Here is a 15,973-nt window from a genome sequence, read left to right on the forward strand (position 1 = left end):
CAAGCTATCAGGGGCGTCCGCACTTCGGTGCGGGCGCCCTTTGTTTGTTTGAAAGGGCCTCCGGCGGGCAGGCGTGACGCCTGCACCCGGTTGTTGGTGTGGGTGTACAGAGCGCGCCGCTGGCTCCTGATGCGCTGCCGAAATTAATGGGTGCAGGGACAAGTCCCTGCCCGCCGGAGGCTCTTAAGCCTTCAGCCCCCCGCTGCAATCATCGCGGTCACCGCCTTGATGCGCGCATCAAGGTCGGGCAGCCACGGCGCGTTCGGCGGCGCGACCGCACGCAGCGCTTGCCATTCGCGCAGCGCCGACTTGGCGTCACCGGCCTGCAGCCACGCCAGCCCGAGGAAGTAGCGCGGCGCCGGATTTTCGGGCGCGAGCTTGCCGGCATTGTCGAATGCCAGTCGCGCCGCGGGCGTCACCATGCCGCCGGCGTGCATCATCATCGCCTGGCCCAGACCGACCCACAAATCGGCATCGTTGGGCATCGCCTTGAGTGCGACCTGCAGCCCATCGATGGCATCTTCGGTGCGGCCTTCGCGGGTCAGCGCATCGGCAAAGGTCAGCCACGCGCCGACATCGCCCGAATTGGCGAGCAGCGCCTGCCGCGAGGCTTCGAATTCGGTGGTGGAATCGCGGTCGGCTTCGGGGCGTGGCGCCGGCACGGCGGGCAAATCGGGTCGCCCGGCGACCAGATAGCCGACGACGCCGAGCGTCAGGGCGCCAAGTACGGCTATCACTCGCGGCCGTTGCCGCCAGCTTCCGCGCAGCATCAGCCCGGCGAGCGCTGCCACCAGCAGCACTACGGCAATCAGCGTGACGATCAGCGGGGTCATGCTTTGGTCTCCGAGCCGCGCCGCCGGAACAGCCGCAGCGCCAGCAACAGACCGACGCCAAGGAACAGCAACGGCGCCAGCCAAAGGCCAAGTGCGGCGCCATGCGTTGGCGGGTTGAAACTGACCCAGTCGCCGTAGCGCTTGATCAGCCAGGCGCGGACTTCGTCGGGTGATTCACCAGCGGCAATCTTGCTGCGGACCAGCGCGCGCATATCGCCGGCCATGTCGGCATGGCTGTCAGCAATCGACTGGTTCTGGCAGACGAGGCAGCGCAGTTCGTGCATCAGCGCCTGCGCCTTGGCTTCCTGCGCCGCATCCGGCAGCGGCGTGTCGGCGAGCGCGGCCGGTGGCATTGTCGGGTCAGCAGCCAGCGGCGCCGCGAACAGCAGCAACAGCGCCAGAAAAAGCGCCCTCATCGCCCGGCCTCGGTCAGCTTGGCCATCAGCAGCGCGATGTGTTCGGGCCGGATTTCACCGATGTGCTGGTAGCGAATGATGCCGCGGCCATCGATGACGAAGGTTTCAGGGACACCGCTCGATCCCAGCGTAATCTGTGTCTGGCCGGTCTTGTCGAGCCCGACGCGCGTGAATGGATTGCCGTTGGTCTTCAGGAACGCCGCGACATCGTCGGGGGCGTCGCGCACCGCGATGCCGTTGACCGTCACGCCCATCGCCGTCAGCCGCGCCAGTTGCGGCGCCTCGACGCGGCAGGGGATGCACCATGACGCGAAGACGTTGACGAGCACCGGCTTGCCAGTTTTGAAATCGGCGCTGGTCAGGCCGGGCGCACCGCCAAGCCCGGGCAGATTGACCGCCGGCATCGGCTGGCCGATCAGTTTCGAGGTCACGGTGACGCGCGTTTCGCGGCCAAGCTGGCTACCGACGAATACCACGAACACCGCGAACAGCAGCAGCGGGCCGTAAATCGCCAGCCGCGTCAGCCAGCTGCGTGCGGGGGTTTCGGGTGTCTCGGTCATGCCGCCACCAAAGCGCCGACCGGCTGCGCTGCACTGCGTCGCGCACTTGCACGCGCCGTCATCGACAGCGCACCGCCGAGCGCCATGATCAGCCCGCCCGCCCAGATCCAGATAACGAACGGCTTCCACCAGACATGCAGCTGCCAGCGGCCCGAACCATCGGGTTTGCCGAGCACGGCGTACAGGTCACCGTTGATGCGCGTGTGGATCGCCGCCTCGGTGGTGTCCATCATCGGCGAGGTGTATAGGCGCGCCTGCGGGTGCAGCACCGTCAGCGGCTGGCCGCCGCGCGAGACGTCGAGCGTGGCCTCCAGCGCGGTCCAGTTGGCGCCCGCCACCGGCGCGACATCGACCAGCTTCATCGTATAGCCCGCGACTTCGGCGCTTTCGCCGAGCCGCAGGTTGACCAGCAGTTCGCGCGTCAACGCACCGCTCGCGGTGATGCCGAACAGCGTGAACGCGACACCCAGATGCGCCAGCGCCATGCCCCAGGTCGCACGCGGCGTGCGCCACGGCATCCGGCCCCACAGGATGGCGAGCGTCGCGACGCCGAGCCACGCCGACAGCGCAAAGCCGATCAGCGAGAACGCCGCGCGCACATCCCAGACGGCGAACGCATAGAGCGCCAGAGCGACCGCGAGCAGGCCCGGCACCGCCAGTTTGCGCGCGAGCTTGTCGGTGCGCGCTGCGCCCCAGGTGAGGAACGGCCCGACCGCCATCAGCAGCACCAGCGGGATCATCAGCGGGCCAAACGTCGCGTTGAAATATGGCGGGCCGACCGAAATCGGGCCGACGCCCAGCACATCGACGAGCAGCGGATAGCCCGAGCCGACAAACACCACGCCCAGGCCCGCGGCGAGCAGCAGATTGTTGGCGACCAGCGCGCCTTCACGACTGACGGGGGCAAAGCCTTCGCCGACCGCAACGGTCGAAGCGCGCAGTGCATAAAGCAGCAACGCGCCGCCGATATACAGCGCCAGCAGCACCAGCAGAAAGGCACCGCGCGCCGGATCGACGGCGAACGCATGCACCGACGTCAGCAGCCCCGAACGCACCACGAAGGTACCGATCATCGACAGCGAGAAGCCGACGACGGCGAGCAGGATCGTCCAGTTGCGCAGTGCGTCGCGCTTGGCCAGCACCGCCACCGAATGCAGCAGCGCGGTCGCGGCAAGCCACGGCATCAGCGAGGCGTTTTCGACCGGGTCCCAGAACCAGTAGCCGCCCCAGCCGAGCTCGTAATAGGCCCACCAGCTGCCGAGCGTGATGCCGCAGCCCAGTGCCGCCCACGCTGCCAGCACCCAGGGCCGCACCGCCGCCGCCCAGGCCGGGCCGACGCGGCGTTCGAGTAAAGCTGCCACGGCAAACGCGAACGCTACCGACAGCCCGACATAGCCGGCGTAGAGCATCGGCGGATGGAACGCGAGGCCGGGGTCCTGCAGCAGCGGGTTGAGGCCGTTGCCCTGTGTCGGCGCAATCGCCAGCCGCGCGAACGGGTTCGAGGCGGCGAGCAGGAAGGCGTAAAAGCCCAGCGCGATGATGCCCTGCATCGACAGCACCAGCGCGCGGAAGCGGTCACCGAGCGGGCTGTCGGCGAGCGACACCGCGGCGCCCGCCACTGCCATCACCAGAATCCAGAGCAGCATCGAGCCTTCGTGATTCCCCCAGACGCCGCTCAATTTGTACAGCATCGGTTTCATCGTGTGGCTGTTTTCGGCGACCAGCTTGACCGAAAAGTCACTCGTCGCGAATGCCCAGACCAGCGACCCGAACGCCAGGCTGACAAGTAGCGCCTGTGCCAGTGCGGCCGGCACCGCGAGACCGGTCCAGCGCTCGGCATCATCGGCGGGCGCGCGCAGCCACGGCGCAAGCGCCTGCAGCAGCGCGAATGCCGCCGCCAGCCACAGCGCCGCGTGACCCAGTTCAACGATCATGAAGTGACCTTGCCTTGCACCTTGTGCAGTGATCCCGCGACTTCGGGCGGCATGTATTTTTCGTCGTGCTTGGCGAGCACGCTGGTCGCGATGAAGGTGCCCTGCGCGTCGAAATGGCCTTCGGTGATGACACCCTGGCCTTCGCGGAACAGGTCGGGGACGATCCCGGTGTAGCGCACCGGCACGTCGCGCGCGTTGTCGGTGACGCGGAACGCCAGCGTCAGTCCGTCGGGCAGGCGCTGGACGCTGCCCTTTTGCACGAGCCCGCCAAGGCGGATCGCCTCGCCGGGCGCCGGGGCGTGCGCGAACACGTCGCTGGGGGCGTAGAAATAGGTGGCGCTGGTGCCAAGTGCCGAAATCCCCAGCGCCAGCGCGCCGGCCATCGCGGCGAGCGCCAGCCCGAGCAGCACGAGCCGCTGGTGTTTGGGCTTCATGCCCGGTTTGATGGTGTTGGTGTTCAACGTCGGCGCTCCGCCTTGAGCTTTTCGGCCGCCGCTTCGGCGCGCCGCATCGACACCCAGCTTTGCAGCAGGATGGCCAGCAAACCGCCGACGGTCACAGCATAGGCCGGGATGATGAATGCGGCGTGAGTCATGTGTACGCCGCCGCAATCCGCCGCGACCGTGCTGCCACGGCTTGTTCGGCGAGCGCGGCGCGCATCCGCATCAGCACGATGGCGCCGAACAACAGGCTGAACCCCGCGACCGACAGCAGCAGCGGCATCAGCATTTCGGGCGCGATCGACGATGACGCACCGGTTGCCGACAGCTTGATGGATGAGCCTTGATGCAGCGTATTCCACCATTCGACCGAATATTTGATGATCGGCAGATTGATGACGCCGACAATGGCGAGGATCGACGCGGCCTTCCCGCCGCCACGCTCGGCCTCGGCACTGCTCAGCGCCAGATAGCCGAGATAGAGAAACAGCAGCACCAGCATCGAGGTCAGGCGCGCATCCCACACCCAGTAAGTGCCCCAGGTCGGCTTGCCCCACAGCGACCCCGAAATCAGGCAAATCGCGGTGAACGCTGCGCCGACTGGCGCAATCGCGCGTGCGGCGATTTCGGCGAGCGGATGCCGCCAGACCAGCGCAACGGCTGAAGCGACCGCCAGCCCCAGATAGCCACCACTGCCCAGCCACGCGGCCGGGACGTGGACATACATGATGCGGACGCTTTCGCCCTGCTGATAGTCGGGCGGGCTGTCGAACAGCCCGATCCACAGCCCGGCCGCGGTTAGCACCAGCCCGAGCAAGGTCAGCGGCAGCGTCAGCACACGGGCGATACGCAGGAAGCGGGCAGGGTTGGCAAAACGGTGCATGGTCGGCGCCGGTCTAGCACCAAAGTCCGGGCGATTGCAGCATCATTCCATGCCGCTGCGCAATGCCGCAGCCGCGGCAAATGGTGTCACCGCGACAATCACCAATGTCGCCGCGCCGAGCAGCTGCAAGCCGCCCGGCTGGCCGACGCCGACGCCGAAAATTAGTATAGGCAGCGCGAGCGGCAGTACGATAAGTCCGGCGAGCGCGCCACCACCGCGCAAGCCGGCGGTCAGGCAGGCGGCGAGCAGCGCCAGTGCCGCGAGCGCCGGCGTGCCGATCAGCAGCCCAATTGCCAGAGGGGCCAGAGCCGGGGTGCCGAGCAATACCCCCGCGACCGGCAGCGCCACGAGCAGCGGCAGCGCAAAGCCGAGCCAGTGCGCGACCAGCCGTGCCGCCGCAAAGGTTTCGAGCGCCAACCCGCGCGTCACTAGCTGATCGAGCGTGCCGTCGGCGACATCGGGGGCGACCAACGTTTCGACCGGCAGCAGCGCGGCGAGCAGTGCCGCCACCCACAACACGCCCGGCGCAATCCCCAGCAGCAACTTGCCGTCGGGGCCGACGGCGAACGGGAACAGCGCCGCGGCGAGCACGAAGAACACCACCGGCAGCGCCAGCGCAGCCGGTCGGCGCAAGGCGAGCGCAAGGTCGCGGCGGACGAGCAACCAGAACATCAGGCGAGCATCAGTTTTTGGGGCGCATCGAGCCCGATGTCGCCATGTGTCGCGGCAATGACCAGCCCGCCGTTGGCACGGTGGGCACGCATCGCCGTGGCCAGCCGATCGAGCGAAGCGGCGTCGAGTCCGACACCGGGCTCGTCGAGCAACCACAATTCGGCACCCGAGGCATGTGCGCGCGCCAGCACGGCACGATGCTTTTGGCCGCTCGACAGTACGCCGACCGGCAGCTCGGCGAGCGGCAAAAGGTCGAATGCCGCCAGCGCCGCATCGACCGCCGCTGCGCTCTGACCGTCGAGCCGCGCCCAGTGCGTCAGTTCGTCGCGCAGCCGCATATTGGGTTTGAGCGCCAGTTCATGCCCGGCCCAGCCGATGCGAAACGGGTTGTCGATGCGGCCGGCAACGGGGCGCAGCAGTCCAGCCAGCATCCGCAAAAGGCTCGATTTTCCGGCGCCGTTGCGGCCTTCGATCTGCACCGCGCCGCCGGCTTCGACGCGCAAGTCGAGCCCCTCGAACAGCAACCGGCCACCGCGCGCGCAGGCCAGCCCTTCGACAATCAACGCGGGTGCGGTGTTCATTCTCGCTGCATAGCCGCTCTCGCGCCGCACCGCAAAACCGGCTAGAGCGCGGGGCATGACGACCAAACCCAAGCCCTCGGCAACTGCCAAGTTCGTGCTCGATTTCGCGCCGCTGCTGGTGTTCTTTGCCGCCAACAAGCTCGCCGCCATCTTCGTCGCGACCTTTGCCACTATGGCAGTGACGTTGCTGGTGATGCTGGTCTCACACTTCCGCTACGGCCGCATCCAGCCGATGCAATGGGTCGTCGGCGTCATGGTGTTCGTGTTCGGCGCCGCGACTTTGGTGCTGCACGACCCCAACTTCATCAAGATCAAGCTGACCGTCATCTACCTGCTGTTCGCCGGCGTCCTGCTGTTCGGCAAGCTCACCCATCGCCCGCTGCTCAAGATGGCATTCGGCGAGGCGTTTCCGGCGCTCGACAATGACGGCTGGCGCAAGCTGACGCGCAACTGGATCATCTTTTGCCTGGCGCTCGCCGGCATGAACGAGGTGCTGCGCCGCACGCTGACCACCGACCAATGGGTCGACTTCAAGGTCTGGGGGGTGACGGCGATTACTTTCGTGTTCGCGCTGGCGCAGTCGCCGATTTTGTCGCGGCATGCGGAGGACAAGACGCCTAAGGGTTGAGGGCCTTCGGCGGGCAGGGCTGAGCCCTGCACCCGACTGTTTAGAGGGGGTTAAATCTGGTCAGCCTTTACGGGTGTGGAGACTTTCTAAGTCTCCACACAAATAATATTAAATATCAATTAGTTAATTGAAATTGTCAGCCGCAAAGTCCCAATTTACCAGCGATTTCAGGAACGCCGCGACATAGTCCGGGCGCTTGTTCTGGTAATCGAGATAATAGGCGTGCTCCCAGACATCGAGCGTCAGCAGCGGCGTCTGACCGTGGACCAGCGGCGTATCGGCATCGTGCGTCGTGGTGATCGCCAGTTTGCCGCCATCCGCCACCAGCCAGGTCCAGCCGCTGCCAAAATGCCCGGTTGCGGCCTTGGTGAACGCCTCGTCGAATGCCGCCTGGCCGCCGAAGTCGAGGATGATCGCGTCGGCCAGCTTGCCCGTCGGCGCGCCGCCGCCACCGGGCGTCATCGAATGCCACAGAAAGTCATGGTTCCACGCCTGTGCTGCGTTGTTGAACAGGACGGTGTCATTGCTCGCATGTGCGGCCGCGATGATCGCCGGCAAATCCTTGTCGGCGAGCGGCGTGCCGGCGATGGCAGCGTTGGTCTTGTCGACATAGGCCTTGTGATGCTTGCCGTGGTGAAACTGCAGCGTCTTTGCCGAGATGTGCGGCGCGAGCGCGTCGTCGGCATAGGGCAAGGGGGGAAACGTAAGCGGCATGGTGTGATCTCCGATGGTGGAACAATAGCCCCAACGCACCGAAACCAAACTCGATCCAACGCCACGAGACAGTTTGTCGCGCACACCAAAAATTGGGTGCAGGCCTCAGGCCTGCCCGCCGGAGGCTCTTCTAAAGCATCCCATGCCGCTTGAGCGCATGGCGCAACTGGTCATAGCTCAGCGCCAGCGCAGCGGCGGTGGCGCGCTGGTTATGGCGATGGCGGGCCAGCGTTTCGGTCAGGATGTCGTGTTCGTATTTGTTGATCGCCGCGCGCAGGTCGGGGACGGTGAGCGACGGCGCCGCGGGCAGGACGTCGGTGGTGGCCGCGACATCGGTCGTCGGGTCGATTTTGGGGGAAGGCAGCGCGGGTGCCTCGGTGCGGGTGGTCAGCGATTCGGTCGGGCGCCACGGTGAATCAAACGCATCGAAGACGATCGCGCCGATCGGCACTTCGGCGTCGCCCCAGCGGTAGAGCGAACGTTCAACGACATTTTTGAGCTCACGGACATTGCCCGGCCAAGGGTAGTTGGCCAGCGCGGTGGTCGAGGCGGGGGTGAAGCCGGGGAAGCCGCTCCAGCCGAGTTCGACCGCCATGCGGCGCGCGAAGTGGTTCGATAGCAGCGCGATGTCTTCCTTGCGGGCGCGCAGCGGCGGCAGCGTCACGACTTCGAAGCTGAGGCGGTCGAGCAGGTCGGCGCGGAAGCGGTTGGCGTGTGCGAGTGCGGGCAGGTCCTCGTTGGTGGCGCCGACAACGCGCACATCAACGCTGATTGGCCGGTTCGAGCCGAGCCGCGTCAGCTCGCCATATTCGACGACGCGCAGCAGGCGTTCCTGCGCGCCGGCCGACAGCGTGGCGATTTCGTCGAGGAACAGCGTGCCGCCGTCGGCATCCTCGAAGCGGCCGGCACGCGCCCGGGTGGCGCCGGTGAAAGCGCCCGACTCATAACCGAACAGTTCGGCGTCGATCAGGTTTTCGGGCAGCGCCGCGCAATTCAGCGTCACCAGCGGGCCGCCCCAGCGCGGGGACAGGCGGTGGAGGCGCTCGGCAATCAGCTCCTTGCCGGTGCCGCGTTCGCCGATGACCAGCACCGGCCGGTTGAGCGCGGCGGCCAGGCTGGCGCGTTCGACGGCATCGAGAAAGCTCGGCGATTGGCCGACGAGTGTGGCGGGCGCTTGCATTCCCAATGTTTAGCGTAATTTCCCAATATTCAGCAAGGGTTCATCTACAAAAATTGCGCATAAAATGATAAAATCATTCAATTTCAATGGGATAATTTTCCGCACAAAGTTGGCACGCTCCATGCATTGCACTTGGCATGAGCCGCCAACCAGCGGCCAAAGAGTTCAAGGAGAAGACCAATGACCACCCGTTTCCAGCAATTGACCCGCAGCCTCGTTGGCGTCGTCGGCGCCGTGCTGCTCGCCACCACCTGCCTCGTCGCCGCCACCGGCCCGGCGCAGGTTGCGACAAATCAGACTTCAGTTTCGGTGTACCTGGCCGCCTGATCCGCCAAGGGTACAACGACCAGGCCGGGGCGGCTCCCTCACCCCCCCCTCACGCTCCGGCCTGCCACCTCTTTTAGTAACGGAGTATCGCAATGGGCATTTTCTCCCGCACCCGCGACATCATCGCCGCCAACATGACCGAGCTGCTCGACAAGTCGGAAGACCCGTCGAAGCTGATCCGCATGATCATCATGGAGATGGAGGAAACGCTCGTCGAAGTCCGTTCGGGCGCGGCGCGCACGATCGCCGACCAGAAGGAAATGCGCCGCGCCGTTGCCCGCGCCGAAGCCGCCGCCGAAAGCTGGGCCGAAAAGGCCGAGCTGGCGCTGTCGAAGGGTCGTGAAGACCTCGCGACCGCCGCGCTGGTCGAACGCGCCAAGGCGCGCAACTTCGCCGAAAGCACGCTGCAGGACGTCATCGCGCTCGACGAGCATCTGTCGGCGAACGAGGAAGACATCCGCAAGCTCGAAGCCAAGCTGCGCGAAGCCCGCCAGCGCCAGAACGCGCTGCTTGCCCGCATCGAAAGCGCCGACAGCCGCACCAAGATGCGCGCCATGTACAAGGGCCCGCGCATCGAGGATGCCTTCGCCAAGTTCGAAATCATCGAACGCCGCGCCGATATGGCCGAAGGCCGCGCCGATGCGCTGTCGCTCGGCGGGCCGCTGGCCAGCCTCGAGGATGAAATCGCCGGCCTGCGCACCGATGACGGTGTCGCTGCCGAACTCGCCGCCATGAAGGCGCGCCTGGCTGCGGCCAACAGCAAGAACGAGGGCTGAGCCATGGATATCGATTTCACCGCAATGGTCATCGTTCCGACCGTCGTCATCGGCTTGCCATGGCTGATCCTGCACTATGTGACGCAGTGGAAGCGCGCCAAGGGCATGACCGCCGAAGACGAGAACATGCTCGATGAAATGCACGAAACCGCCCGCCGGCTCGATGCCCGCCTCGAATCGATCGAGCGCATCATGACCGTCGACCACCCCGGCTGGAAAGAACGCGCCACCGGTATCACCGACCGTTCGGGTCGCGAGCTGCCGCGCCACTGACCGCCGACCAAGGAGCCATTCACATGAACGACCTGTCCAAATCCTTCGCCCTCGACAAGGCCAACGCGCGTTTCCTCGGCGTCTGTGCCGGCATCGCCAACTACACCGGCTGGGATGTGACCTGGGTCCGCGTCGCCACGGCGGTGCTGACACTGGCGGGCTTCGGATCAGTGCTGCTGATCTACCTCGTCATCGCCTGGCTCGCACCCAACGCCTGATCCAGATTTCGCCCGCTTACAGGGAGCATTCCAATGTCCGTCCGTCGCACCAGCTTCTACCTCGACAAGCGCAACAAGCGTTTCATGGGCGTCTGCTCGGGGGTGGCCGATTACTTCGGCTGGGATGTGACCTGGGTGCGCATCGCTGCGGTGGTGCTGACCGTGTCGGGCATTTTGAGCATCCTGCCGCTGATCTATCTCGCCACCGCGTGGATCGCCAATCCCAAGCCGAACGCATTGTATGTCGAGGATGCCGAGCAGAACCAGTTCTGGACGCAGGTCCGCGTCGCACCCAAGCGCACCATCCGCGAAGTGCGCTCGTCGTTCCGCGACGTTGACCGCCGGCTGCGCGATGTCGAGGCCTATATGACTTCGTCGAACGCCCGCCTTTCGAACGAAATCGACCAGCTGCGCTAAGCGCGCCGGCTAACAGGGAGTCAGGGTTATGGATTGGGGTTCACCGGTTTTCGTCCTCGTCATCATCGGGATGAGCATTGTCGCCTGGGTCATCACCACCGCGATCCGTGCCCGTCACGGCTACCCGGTCGAGAACGAATGGGGCGGGCTGACCCACAAGGCCCCCGCGCTTGAACACCAGCGCCAGACCGAGTTGCTGGTGCAGGAAAACGAACAACTGCGCGGCAAACTCAGCCGCATCGAGGAACGCGTTGCGGTGCTTGAACGCATCGCCACCGACAAGGCCGGCCGACTGTCCGACGATATCGAACAGCTCCGCTGACCGCACACCAGTAAAAGGCTCAGACCATGGAAAACGTCATTTACGCGCTTATCCCGATCACCGCGCTGTCGATCCCGATCGTCGCCATCCTCGCCAATCCGTTGAAGCGCCTGATCGCGCTGCAGGAGCGCAAGGTTGAACTGGCGGCGACCACGGCGGGCGAAGCGGCGGCGCAATATGCCGCCAAGATCGAACGGCTCGAAGCGCGTGTCCAGGTGCTCGAACGCATCGCCACTGACAAGGGCACCGCATTGTCCGCCGAAATCGAAAGCCTGCGGCTACCGCCGCTCAACTAACCGGCATTTGTAACAGGGAAACTCCGAAATGGCCGAACTTTCCATTCCGCTGATGATCGTGCTGATCGTTGCGATCACCACCTTCGGACGCATTTATCGCAGCCGCCACGCGCATCCGGCACAGCCGGTCGACGCGCTCAGCCTGACCGAGGCGGCGCAGATGAAATCCGAAATCCATCGGCTTAACGAGCGCATCCAGGTGCTCGAACGCCTCGCCGTTGACCCCGCCAAGCGCCTGTCCGACCAGATCGACGCGCTCGGCGATCCGAAACTCATCGATCGCAAATAGGGAGTATCGCTCATGTTCCCCGTTGAATCCCTCGTCGTGCTTGGCACCTGCAGCCTGATCGCCATCGCCGTCATCGGCGCGGTGTTCGCCTGGAGCTGGAAGGGCTGGCTGCAACTACGCCACCACCAACTCGAGGCCGGCCATTATGCCGGCGGCTCGGCAACCGGTGGCGACATTCCCGCCGTTGCCAACCGCATCGACCTCGCCGACCTGCGCGAGCGCATCAAGAAGCTCGAAGCGATTGCCGCCGGCGTCGATTTCTAAGTCGCGCACGACTTGACCTTGGCGCTGCCATGCCGCACCGCATGCGGCATGGCAGCCCCCACCACCTTCGATGATGTCGAGGCCGAATTCGAAGCCTTCGACGATTGGGACGACCGCTACCGCCTGCTCATCGAGCTGGGCCGGACGCTCGAGCCCATGCCCGACGCGCTCAAGACCGATGCCACCCGCGTCCGCGGCTGCGCCAGCCAGGTCTGGCTTTACCCCACCCGAAACGGCGACACGCTGCATTTCATGGCCGACAGCGACGCCGCCATCGTCAAGGGGCTGGTGGCGCTGGTGCTGTTGCTGGTGCAGGACCAGCCGTCGGCGGCTGTCAATGTTGCCGATATCCGCACGCGGCTTGACCAGCTCGGTCTGGCGAAGCACCTTTCGTCGAACCGCACGCAGGGATTGGCATCGATGATCGCACGCATCGGCGAACTCGCGCATGAATGAAGCAGTTCGCACCAGCCTGATGGGCCGCGCGCTCGATCACGTGCCGCACATGCGGGCGCTCGGTATCAGCTTTCGCGGCATCGAAGACGGCTGGGTCGAACTCGAAATGGCTTATTCGCCCGACCTCGTCGCCTATCCCGACAGCGGCGTCATCGCCAATGGCGCGATCTTTGCGCTGATGGATTCGACCGCCGGCATCGCCGTTGTCGCCGGGCTGCGCCAGTCGATGCCGATCGCCACCATCGACATGCGGCTCGACTATCTGCACCCGCCGGCACCGTTCGAGCGGCTGATCGGCCGCGCGCAATGCTACAAATACACGCGCTCGATGGCGTTCGTCCGCGGGCTTGCCTATCAGGACAGTATCGATCACCCCGTCGCCAACATGGTCGGCAGCTTCGTGCTGCCCGGTGCATCATGACGACGCTCGAATGGGCCAATGAACTGCGGCGTTCGGGGCGTGGCGAGCGCATCGAGAGCTTGCCCTATGCGGTGATGCTCGGCGTCATCGCCGACCACGACGGCAGCGATTTCAAGCTGATCATGCCGTACCGCGAATCGCTGATCGGCTCGCCCGGCCGGCTGCACGGTGGCGCCATCGCCGGCTTGCTCGAACTCGCGGCGCTGTCGACATTGGTGCTGGCACTGCCCGAAGACGAGCCGCTGCCCGAAATCAAGCCGGTCACCGTGACGGTCGATTTCATGCGCGAAGGCGGCATGCGCGATACCTTCGCCGCCGCGACCATCACCCGGCTCGGACGCCGCATCGCCAACCTGCGCGCGGTGGCGTGGCAGTATGACTACAGCCGGCCGATTGCGGCGGCCAACCTCAACATCGTGCTGGCGCGCGCGGCTACTTAGCCGGCGGCGGTGGCGGCATATACGGCGTGAAGCGGCCGTACATGCAACTGCCCTGATGCGTGCCCATGCCGACGGCGGCGCCGGGCAGCACATAGTCGATGATATTGCCCTGGCACAGCTGGCCGCCATGCGCGCGGTCGATAATCGTCATCTTCGACGTCAGCCCGGTGCACGCCGGTGACATGTCGTTGCGATACCAGCGGTTGCCGACCTGGAACATGATGACGCCTTCGTTGATGACGCGCGTCTTGCGGATCTGCACCGTCGAAATGCAGGCGATCGACGGACCAAGGTCCTTGCCGCCAAGCATTGGATCGGCAGGGTTGTTGCCGACGTCGGCAGGTGGGATGGCGGCAGGCGTGGTTGCCGCGAGCGTAGGCGCAGTGGCCAACAGCAGTGCTGAAAACGGCAGCATCAATGCGGCGCGGGACGTCATGGCAGTCTCCTGAAATTTGCGAGCAGATTATAGCACGTCAACGGCGCTTGTCCGAAGGCCGGATTACTTCACGTTGCCAGCGGCGCTTGTCGGCGGCAGATACGGCGTGAACCGCGCGTAAACACAACTGCCGCCGCCCTTGCCTTGCGCTGTGTTGAAGCGAAAGCTGTTGCCAGCACACAGTTTGCCACCGGGCGCCGCGTTGATCAGCGCCGCATCGGACTTCAGGCCGATGCAGCGCTGGTAGAGGTCGTTGCGGTACCATTGCGCCCCGGCCTGGAACATGATGATCTTGTCGCTGACGATCTCGGTCTTGCGGATCTTGTCGGCAGCGATGCAGGCGACCGAATTGCCCAGAACAGTGCCGCCGAGCATTGGATGTTGCGGCACGCCGTCGGCGGGCGTGCCACCGAAGTCGAGCGAGCTGCCGCTGTTCTGAATTGAACCTGCGGGCTCGACCTGACCGATTTGCGCGGACGCTGCCGTTGTGGTCAGGCAGGAAATGACCAGCATTGTTCGAAGGTGCATGGCGAGCCCCCTATCAACACGTTGTACTTATAACATGTTTGCGTGCGGATAGGGCAGCCGTTTGAAGTTAGCCCCTGAAGCTGTCCTTGCCGGCGCGGCGCGCTGCGAATTCGTCGGCGGTGGCGGCGCGCACGAACGGGTTGGTGGCGCGCTCATAGCCGATGGTCGACGGTACCGTCGGCTGGTTCGCGGCGCGCAATTTGGTGATTTCCTGCACGCGTGCGGCGAGCGCGGCGTTGTCAGGTTCGACCGTCACCGCAAAGCGTGCGTTCGAAGCAGTATATTCGTGCGCGCAGAAAACGCGGGTGTCGTCGGGCAGCGCCATCAGCTTGCCGAGGCTGTCGAACATCTGCGCTGCGGTGCCTTCGAACACCCGGCCACAGCCGAGTGCGAAAAGCGTGTCACCGCAGAACAGCGTCTTTGATCCGGCTTCGTAATAGGCATTGTGGCCCAGCGTGTGGCCGCCGCAATCGATCACGCTGAACGCGTTTGCGCCCAGCGCGACGCTGTCGCCCTGCGCGACCGCGCGGTCGATACCGGGGATCTTCGCCGATTCCCCAGCCGGGCCGGTGATGCTGCAGCCGGTCGCGGCCTTGATCGCCAGATTGGCGCCGGTGTGGTCGGGGTGCCAGTGGGTGTTCCAGATCTGCGTGATCTTCCAGCCGCGTGCCGATGCCGCATCGAGCACAGGATCGGCGACTGCGGGGTCGATCACCGCGGTCTCGCCGCTCGCCGCATCGTGCGCCAGATAGACGTAATTGTCGCTCAGCACGGGCACCTGGACGACTTCGATCATGTTACCAGCTCCCGGTGTTGGGCATCGACAGCCACGGTTCCGCCGGCGTCAGCCGCGCACCGGCCTGCAGCAGCTCGACCGAAATGCCGTCGGGGGTGCGGACGAACGCCATATGGCCGTCGCGCGGTGGCCGGTTGATGGTGACGCCGCCCGCCGCCAGTCGCGCGCAGGTCGCGTAGATATCATCGACCGCATACGCCAGATGGCCGAAGTTGCGGCCGCCGGTGTAGCCGGCCTCGTCCCAATTGTGCGTCAGTTCGACCTGCGCATCCTCGTCGCCGGGGGCGGCGAGGAAGATCAGCGTGAAGCGCCCGGCCTCGCTGTCGACGCGGCGCAGTTCCTTCAGCCCGAGCAGTTCGAAAAACGCCAGCGTCGCCTCGACATGGCTGACTCGGATCATCGTGTGGAGGTATTTCATGCGGGAACTCCTTCGCGCAGCGACCGGCCTTCGAACTTTTCGAACAGGTCGATGACGTGTTGCGGTAGCGGTGTCGGGCGGCCGCGCACTTCGGCGACATGGACATGAACTTCCTCGCCCGTCGCACGCAGATCGTCCTTGCCGCTGGCGTGCAATTCAAACGCCACGGTCATCGAACTGTTGCCGATACGAGCGCAGCGCACCCCAATGTCGATGACTTCATCGAGCCCGATTGCGGCCTTGTAGTTGACCAGCGCTTTGGCGACGTGGAACTCGAGCCCGCCGACGATGCCCATGTTTTCGTACATGCCGACCGCGCGCCAATATTCCACCAGGCCGATGTCAAAATATTCGAGGTAGCGCGAGTTGAACAGCACCGCTTGCGCGTCGATTTCGGCAAAGCGCACGCGCTTGGGGTAGAAGAAGGTGAAATCGCTGCGCGCCATGGTTGCTCC

General features: G+C 65.2%; 29 protein-coding genes. 13 read left to right on the forward strand and 16 right to left on the reverse strand.

The features are described 5' to 3' along the window. Nucleotides 1-191: 191 nt before the first annotated feature. The 9 genes from EUV02_RS12475 to ccmA are packed head-to-tail and all read right to left on the reverse strand — an operon-like array spanning nt 192 to nt 6,319. Entirely contained in the window at nt 192-833 is a 642-nt protein-coding gene (locus EUV02_RS12475; RefSeq protein WP_135246625.1) for a tetratricopeptide repeat protein, read from the reverse strand. Continuing rightward, a complete protein-coding gene (locus tag EUV02_RS12480) occupies nt 830-1,249 on the reverse strand; it encodes a cytochrome c-type biogenesis protein (RefSeq protein WP_135246626.1) in 420 nt (139 codons plus the stop codon). Before EUV02_RS12480 ends, EUV02_RS12475 begins: the two co-directional genes overlap by 4 nt. After that, a complete protein-coding gene (locus EUV02_RS12485; RefSeq protein ID WP_207790186.1) occupies nt 1,246-1,809 on the reverse strand; it encodes a DsbE family thiol:disulfide interchange protein in 564 nt (187 codons plus the stop codon). Before EUV02_RS12485 ends, EUV02_RS12480 begins: the two co-directional genes overlap by 4 nt. Continuing rightward, nucleotides 1,806-3,743: a heme lyase CcmF/NrfE family subunit gene (locus EUV02_RS12490; RefSeq protein ID WP_135246627.1), complete on the reverse strand. Its 1,938-nt coding sequence runs from the start codon at nt 3,741-3,743 to the stop codon at nt 1,806-1,808. The genes EUV02_RS12485 and EUV02_RS12490 overlap by 4 nt, the downstream gene beginning before the upstream one ends. Beyond that, nucleotides 3,740-4,177: a cytochrome c maturation protein CcmE gene (gene ccmE, locus EUV02_RS12495; RefSeq protein ID WP_135247003.1), complete on the reverse strand. Its 438-nt coding sequence runs from the start codon at nt 4,175-4,177 to the stop codon at nt 3,740-3,742. Before ccmE ends, EUV02_RS12490 begins: the two co-directional genes overlap by 4 nt. A 23-nt stretch (nt 4,178-4,200) precedes the next feature. Next, the gene (ccmD, locus tag EUV02_RS12500) at nt 4,201-4,338 is read right to left on the reverse strand and encodes a heme exporter protein CcmD (RefSeq protein ID WP_135246628.1); all 138 of its coding nucleotides are present in this window, start codon (nt 4,336-4,338) and stop codon (nt 4,201-4,203) included. Beyond that, a complete protein-coding gene (locus EUV02_RS12505; protein ID WP_135246629.1) occupies nt 4,335-5,066 on the reverse strand; it encodes a heme ABC transporter permease in 732 nt (243 codons plus the stop codon). Before EUV02_RS12505 ends, ccmD begins: the two co-directional genes overlap by 4 nt. Before the next feature lie 42 nt (nt 5,067-5,108). After that, a complete protein-coding gene (gene ccmB, locus EUV02_RS12510) occupies nt 5,109-5,738 on the reverse strand; it encodes a heme exporter protein CcmB (protein WP_135246630.1) in 630 nt (209 codons plus the stop codon). Further along, on the reverse strand, nt 5,738-6,319 hold the full coding sequence (gene ccmA / locus EUV02_RS12515) for a heme ABC exporter ATP-binding protein CcmA (RefSeq protein WP_135246631.1): 582 nt from the start codon (nt 6,317-6,319) through the stop codon (nt 5,738-5,740). The genes ccmB and ccmA overlap by 1 nt, the downstream gene beginning before the upstream one ends. Nucleotides 6,320-6,374: 55 nt before the next feature. Here ccmA and ispZ point away from each other — a divergent pair, with 55 nt between their 5' ends. Continuing rightward, nucleotides 6,375-6,947: a septation protein IspZ gene (gene ispZ, locus EUV02_RS12520; protein WP_135246632.1), complete on the forward strand. Its 573-nt coding sequence runs from the start codon at nt 6,375-6,377 to the stop codon at nt 6,945-6,947. A gap of 123 nt (nt 6,948-7,070) precedes the next feature. On the opposite strand, the gene EUV02_RS12525 is transcribed toward ispZ, so the two are convergent. Both EUV02_RS12525 and pspF read right to left on the reverse strand, forming a co-directional pair. Next, nucleotides 7,071-7,661, reverse strand: a complete 591-nt coding sequence (locus EUV02_RS12525; protein WP_135246633.1) for a superoxide dismutase — start codon at nt 7,659-7,661, stop codon at nt 7,071-7,073. 130 nt (nt 7,662-7,791) lie between these two features. Further along, nucleotides 7,792-8,841, reverse strand: a complete 1,050-nt coding sequence (pspF, locus tag EUV02_RS12530) for a phage shock protein operon transcriptional activator (protein ID WP_135246634.1) — start codon at nt 8,839-8,841, stop codon at nt 7,792-7,794. A 180-nt stretch (nt 8,842-9,021) separates the two neighbouring features. On the opposite strand from pspF, the gene EUV02_RS15695 reads away from it, so the two are divergent. The 12 genes from EUV02_RS15695 (at nt 9,022) to EUV02_RS12585 (ending at nt 13,340) form a co-directional block, all read left to right on the forward strand. Then, on the forward strand, nt 9,022-9,168 hold the full coding sequence (locus EUV02_RS15695; RefSeq protein WP_166430620.1) for a hypothetical protein: 147 nt from the start codon (nt 9,022-9,024) through the stop codon (nt 9,166-9,168). A gap of 92 nt (nt 9,169-9,260) precedes the next feature. Continuing rightward, on the forward strand, nt 9,261-9,944 hold the full coding sequence (gene pspA, locus EUV02_RS12535; RefSeq protein ID WP_135246635.1) for a phage shock protein PspA: 684 nt from the start codon (nt 9,261-9,263) through the stop codon (nt 9,942-9,944). Nucleotides 9,945-9,947: 3 nt separating this feature from the next. Continuing rightward, nucleotides 9,948-10,217, forward strand: coding sequence for an envelope stress response membrane protein PspB (gene pspB, locus EUV02_RS12540; protein WP_135246636.1), 270 nt, complete (start codon nt 9,948-9,950; stop codon nt 10,215-10,217). Nucleotides 10,218-10,240: 23 nt separating this feature from the next. Then, the gene (locus EUV02_RS12545; protein ID WP_135246637.1) at nt 10,241-10,435 is read left to right on the forward strand and encodes a PspC domain-containing protein; all 195 of its coding nucleotides are present in this window, start codon (nt 10,241-10,243) and stop codon (nt 10,433-10,435) included. Between the two features lie 33 nt (nt 10,436-10,468). After that, a complete protein-coding gene (gene pspC, locus EUV02_RS12550; protein ID WP_135246638.1) occupies nt 10,469-10,852 on the forward strand; it encodes an envelope stress response membrane protein PspC in 384 nt (127 codons plus the stop codon). Nucleotides 10,853-10,880: 28 nt separating this feature from the next. Next, nucleotides 10,881-11,174 carry a hypothetical protein gene (locus EUV02_RS12555; RefSeq protein ID WP_135246639.1) on the forward strand — a complete coding sequence of 98 codons (294 nt, stop codon included), beginning with the start codon at nt 10,881-10,883 and terminating at the stop codon, nt 11,172-11,174. Between the two features lie 26 nt (nt 11,175-11,200). Then, nucleotides 11,201-11,470 carry a hypothetical protein gene (locus EUV02_RS12560; protein WP_135246640.1) on the forward strand — a complete coding sequence of 90 codons (270 nt, stop codon included), beginning with the start codon at nt 11,201-11,203 and terminating at the stop codon, nt 11,468-11,470. Between the two features lie 28 nt (nt 11,471-11,498). Next, a complete protein-coding gene (locus EUV02_RS12565; RefSeq protein ID WP_135246641.1) occupies nt 11,499-11,759 on the forward strand; it encodes a hypothetical protein in 261 nt (86 codons plus the stop codon). Nucleotides 11,760-11,771: 12 nt separating this feature from the next. Then, on the forward strand, nt 11,772-12,023 hold the full coding sequence (locus EUV02_RS12570) for a hypothetical protein (protein WP_135246642.1): 252 nt from the start codon (nt 11,772-11,774) through the stop codon (nt 12,021-12,023). Between the two features lie 48 nt (nt 12,024-12,071). Next, the gene (locus EUV02_RS12575) at nt 12,072-12,479 is read left to right on the forward strand and encodes a SufE family protein (RefSeq protein WP_135246643.1); all 408 of its coding nucleotides are present in this window, start codon (nt 12,072-12,074) and stop codon (nt 12,477-12,479) included. Then, complete coding sequence (locus EUV02_RS12580; RefSeq protein ID WP_135246644.1) at nt 12,472-12,900, forward strand: PaaI family thioesterase; 429 nt, start codon at nt 12,472-12,474, stop codon at nt 12,898-12,900. Before EUV02_RS12575 ends, EUV02_RS12580 begins: the two co-directional genes overlap by 8 nt. Further along, nucleotides 12,897-13,340, forward strand: coding sequence for a PaaI family thioesterase (locus tag EUV02_RS12585; RefSeq protein WP_135246645.1), 444 nt, complete (start codon nt 12,897-12,899; stop codon nt 13,338-13,340). The genes EUV02_RS12580 and EUV02_RS12585 overlap by 4 nt, the downstream gene beginning before the upstream one ends. Here the strand turns inward: EUV02_RS12585 and EUV02_RS12590 are convergent. From EUV02_RS12590 to EUV02_RS12610, 5 genes are all read right to left on the reverse strand, one after another. Next, complete coding sequence (locus EUV02_RS12590; RefSeq protein ID WP_135246646.1) at nt 13,333-13,776, reverse strand: hypothetical protein; 444 nt, start codon at nt 13,774-13,776, stop codon at nt 13,333-13,335. The genes EUV02_RS12585 and EUV02_RS12590 overlap by 8 nt on opposite strands. Nucleotides 13,777-13,839: 63 nt before the next feature. Beyond that, nucleotides 13,840-14,304, reverse strand: a complete 465-nt coding sequence (locus tag EUV02_RS12595) for a hypothetical protein (RefSeq protein ID WP_135246647.1) — start codon at nt 14,302-14,304, stop codon at nt 13,840-13,842. Between the two features lie 67 nt (nt 14,305-14,371). Next, on the reverse strand, nt 14,372-15,100 hold the full coding sequence (gene gloB / locus EUV02_RS12600) for a hydroxyacylglutathione hydrolase (RefSeq protein ID WP_135246648.1): 729 nt from the start codon (nt 15,098-15,100) through the stop codon (nt 14,372-14,374). 1 nt (nt 15,101) lies between these two features. After that, on the reverse strand, nt 15,102-15,518 hold the full coding sequence (locus EUV02_RS12605) for a VOC family protein (protein ID WP_135246649.1): 417 nt from the start codon (nt 15,516-15,518) through the stop codon (nt 15,102-15,104). Beyond that, nucleotides 15,515-15,964: an acyl-CoA thioesterase gene (locus EUV02_RS12610; protein ID WP_135246650.1), complete on the reverse strand. Its 450-nt coding sequence runs from the start codon at nt 15,962-15,964 to the stop codon at nt 15,515-15,517. Before EUV02_RS12610 ends, EUV02_RS12605 begins: the two co-directional genes overlap by 4 nt. Nucleotides 15,965-15,973: the final 9 nt, after the last annotated feature.

It is taken from the genome of Glacieibacterium arshaanense, assembly GCF_004681125.1.
Classification (GTDB): Bacteria; Pseudomonadota; Alphaproteobacteria; order Sphingomonadales; family Sphingomonadaceae; genus Polymorphobacter_A; species Polymorphobacter_A arshaanense.

Bases quoted from the DNA above. Each gene is read 5' to 3' on its own strand.
- EUV02_RS12475 (WP_135246625.1), bottom strand. From the start codon at position 833: ATGACCCCGCTGATCGTCACGCTGATTGCCGTAGTGCTGCTGGTGGCA.
- EUV02_RS12480 (WP_135246626.1), bottom strand. From the start codon at position 1,249: ATGAGGGCGCTTTTTCTGGCGCTGTTGCTGCTGTTCGCGGCGCCGCTG.
- EUV02_RS12485 (WP_207790186.1), bottom strand. From the start codon at position 1,809: ATGACCGAGACACCCGAAACCCCCGCACGCAGCTGGCTGACGCGGCTG.
- EUV02_RS12490 (WP_135246627.1), bottom strand. From the start codon at position 3,743: ATGATCGTTGAACTGGGTCACGCGGCGCTGTGGCTGGCGGCGGCATTC.
- ccmE (WP_135247003.1), bottom strand. From the start codon at position 4,177: ATGAAGCCCAAACACCAGCGGCTCGTGCTGCTCGGGCTGGCGCTCGCC.
- ccmD (WP_135246628.1), bottom strand. From the start codon at position 4,338: ATGACTCACGCCGCATTCATCATCCCGGCCTATGCTGTGACCGTCGGC.
- EUV02_RS12505 (WP_135246629.1), bottom strand. From the start codon at position 5,066: ATGCACCGTTTTGCCAACCCTGCCCGCTTCCTGCGTATCGCCCGTGTG.
- ccmB (WP_135246630.1), bottom strand. From the start codon at position 5,738: ATGTTCTGGTTGCTCGTCCGCCGCGACCTTGCGCTCGCCTTGCGCCGA.
- ccmA (WP_135246631.1), bottom strand. From the start codon at position 6,319: ATGAACACCGCACCCGCGTTGATTGTCGAAGGGCTGGCCTGCGCGCGC.
- ispZ (WP_135246632.1), top strand. From the start codon at position 6,375: ATGACGACCAAACCCAAGCCCTCGGCAACTGCCAAGTTCGTGCTCGAT.
- EUV02_RS12525 (WP_135246633.1), bottom strand. From the start codon at position 7,661: ATGCCGCTTACGTTTCCCCCCTTGCCCTATGCCGACGACGCGCTCGCG.
- pspF (WP_135246634.1), bottom strand. From the start codon at position 8,841: ATGCAAGCGCCCGCCACACTCGTCGGCCAATCGCCGAGCTTTCTCGAT.
- EUV02_RS15695 (WP_166430620.1), top strand. From the start codon at position 9,022: ATGACCACCCGTTTCCAGCAATTGACCCGCAGCCTCGTTGGCGTCGTC.
- pspA (WP_135246635.1), top strand. From the start codon at position 9,261: ATGGGCATTTTCTCCCGCACCCGCGACATCATCGCCGCCAACATGACC.
- pspB (WP_135246636.1), top strand. From the start codon at position 9,948: ATGGATATCGATTTCACCGCAATGGTCATCGTTCCGACCGTCGTCATC.
- EUV02_RS12545 (WP_135246637.1), top strand. From the start codon at position 10,241: ATGAACGACCTGTCCAAATCCTTCGCCCTCGACAAGGCCAACGCGCGT.
- pspC (WP_135246638.1), top strand. From the start codon at position 10,469: ATGTCCGTCCGTCGCACCAGCTTCTACCTCGACAAGCGCAACAAGCGT.
- EUV02_RS12555 (WP_135246639.1), top strand. From the start codon at position 10,881: ATGGATTGGGGTTCACCGGTTTTCGTCCTCGTCATCATCGGGATGAGC.
- EUV02_RS12560 (WP_135246640.1), top strand. From the start codon at position 11,201: ATGGAAAACGTCATTTACGCGCTTATCCCGATCACCGCGCTGTCGATC.
- EUV02_RS12565 (WP_135246641.1), top strand. From the start codon at position 11,499: ATGGCCGAACTTTCCATTCCGCTGATGATCGTGCTGATCGTTGCGATC.
- EUV02_RS12570 (WP_135246642.1), top strand. From the start codon at position 11,772: ATGTTCCCCGTTGAATCCCTCGTCGTGCTTGGCACCTGCAGCCTGATC.
- EUV02_RS12575 (WP_135246643.1), top strand. From the start codon at position 12,072: ATGGCAGCCCCCACCACCTTCGATGATGTCGAGGCCGAATTCGAAGCC.
- EUV02_RS12580 (WP_135246644.1), top strand. From the start codon at position 12,472: ATGAATGAAGCAGTTCGCACCAGCCTGATGGGCCGCGCGCTCGATCAC.
- EUV02_RS12585 (WP_135246645.1), top strand. From the start codon at position 12,897: ATGACGACGCTCGAATGGGCCAATGAACTGCGGCGTTCGGGGCGTGGC.
- EUV02_RS12590 (WP_135246646.1), bottom strand. From the start codon at position 13,776: ATGACGTCCCGCGCCGCATTGATGCTGCCGTTTTCAGCACTGCTGTTG.
- EUV02_RS12595 (WP_135246647.1), bottom strand. From the start codon at position 14,304: ATGCACCTTCGAACAATGCTGGTCATTTCCTGCCTGACCACAACGGCA.
- gloB (WP_135246648.1), bottom strand. From the start codon at position 15,100: ATGATCGAAGTCGTCCAGGTGCCCGTGCTGAGCGACAATTACGTCTAT.
- EUV02_RS12605 (WP_135246649.1), bottom strand. From the start codon at position 15,518: ATGAAATACCTCCACACGATGATCCGAGTCAGCCATGTCGAGGCGACG.
- EUV02_RS12610 (WP_135246650.1), bottom strand. From the start codon at position 15,964: ATGGCGCGCAGCGATTTCACCTTCTTCTACCCCAAGCGCGTGCGCTTT.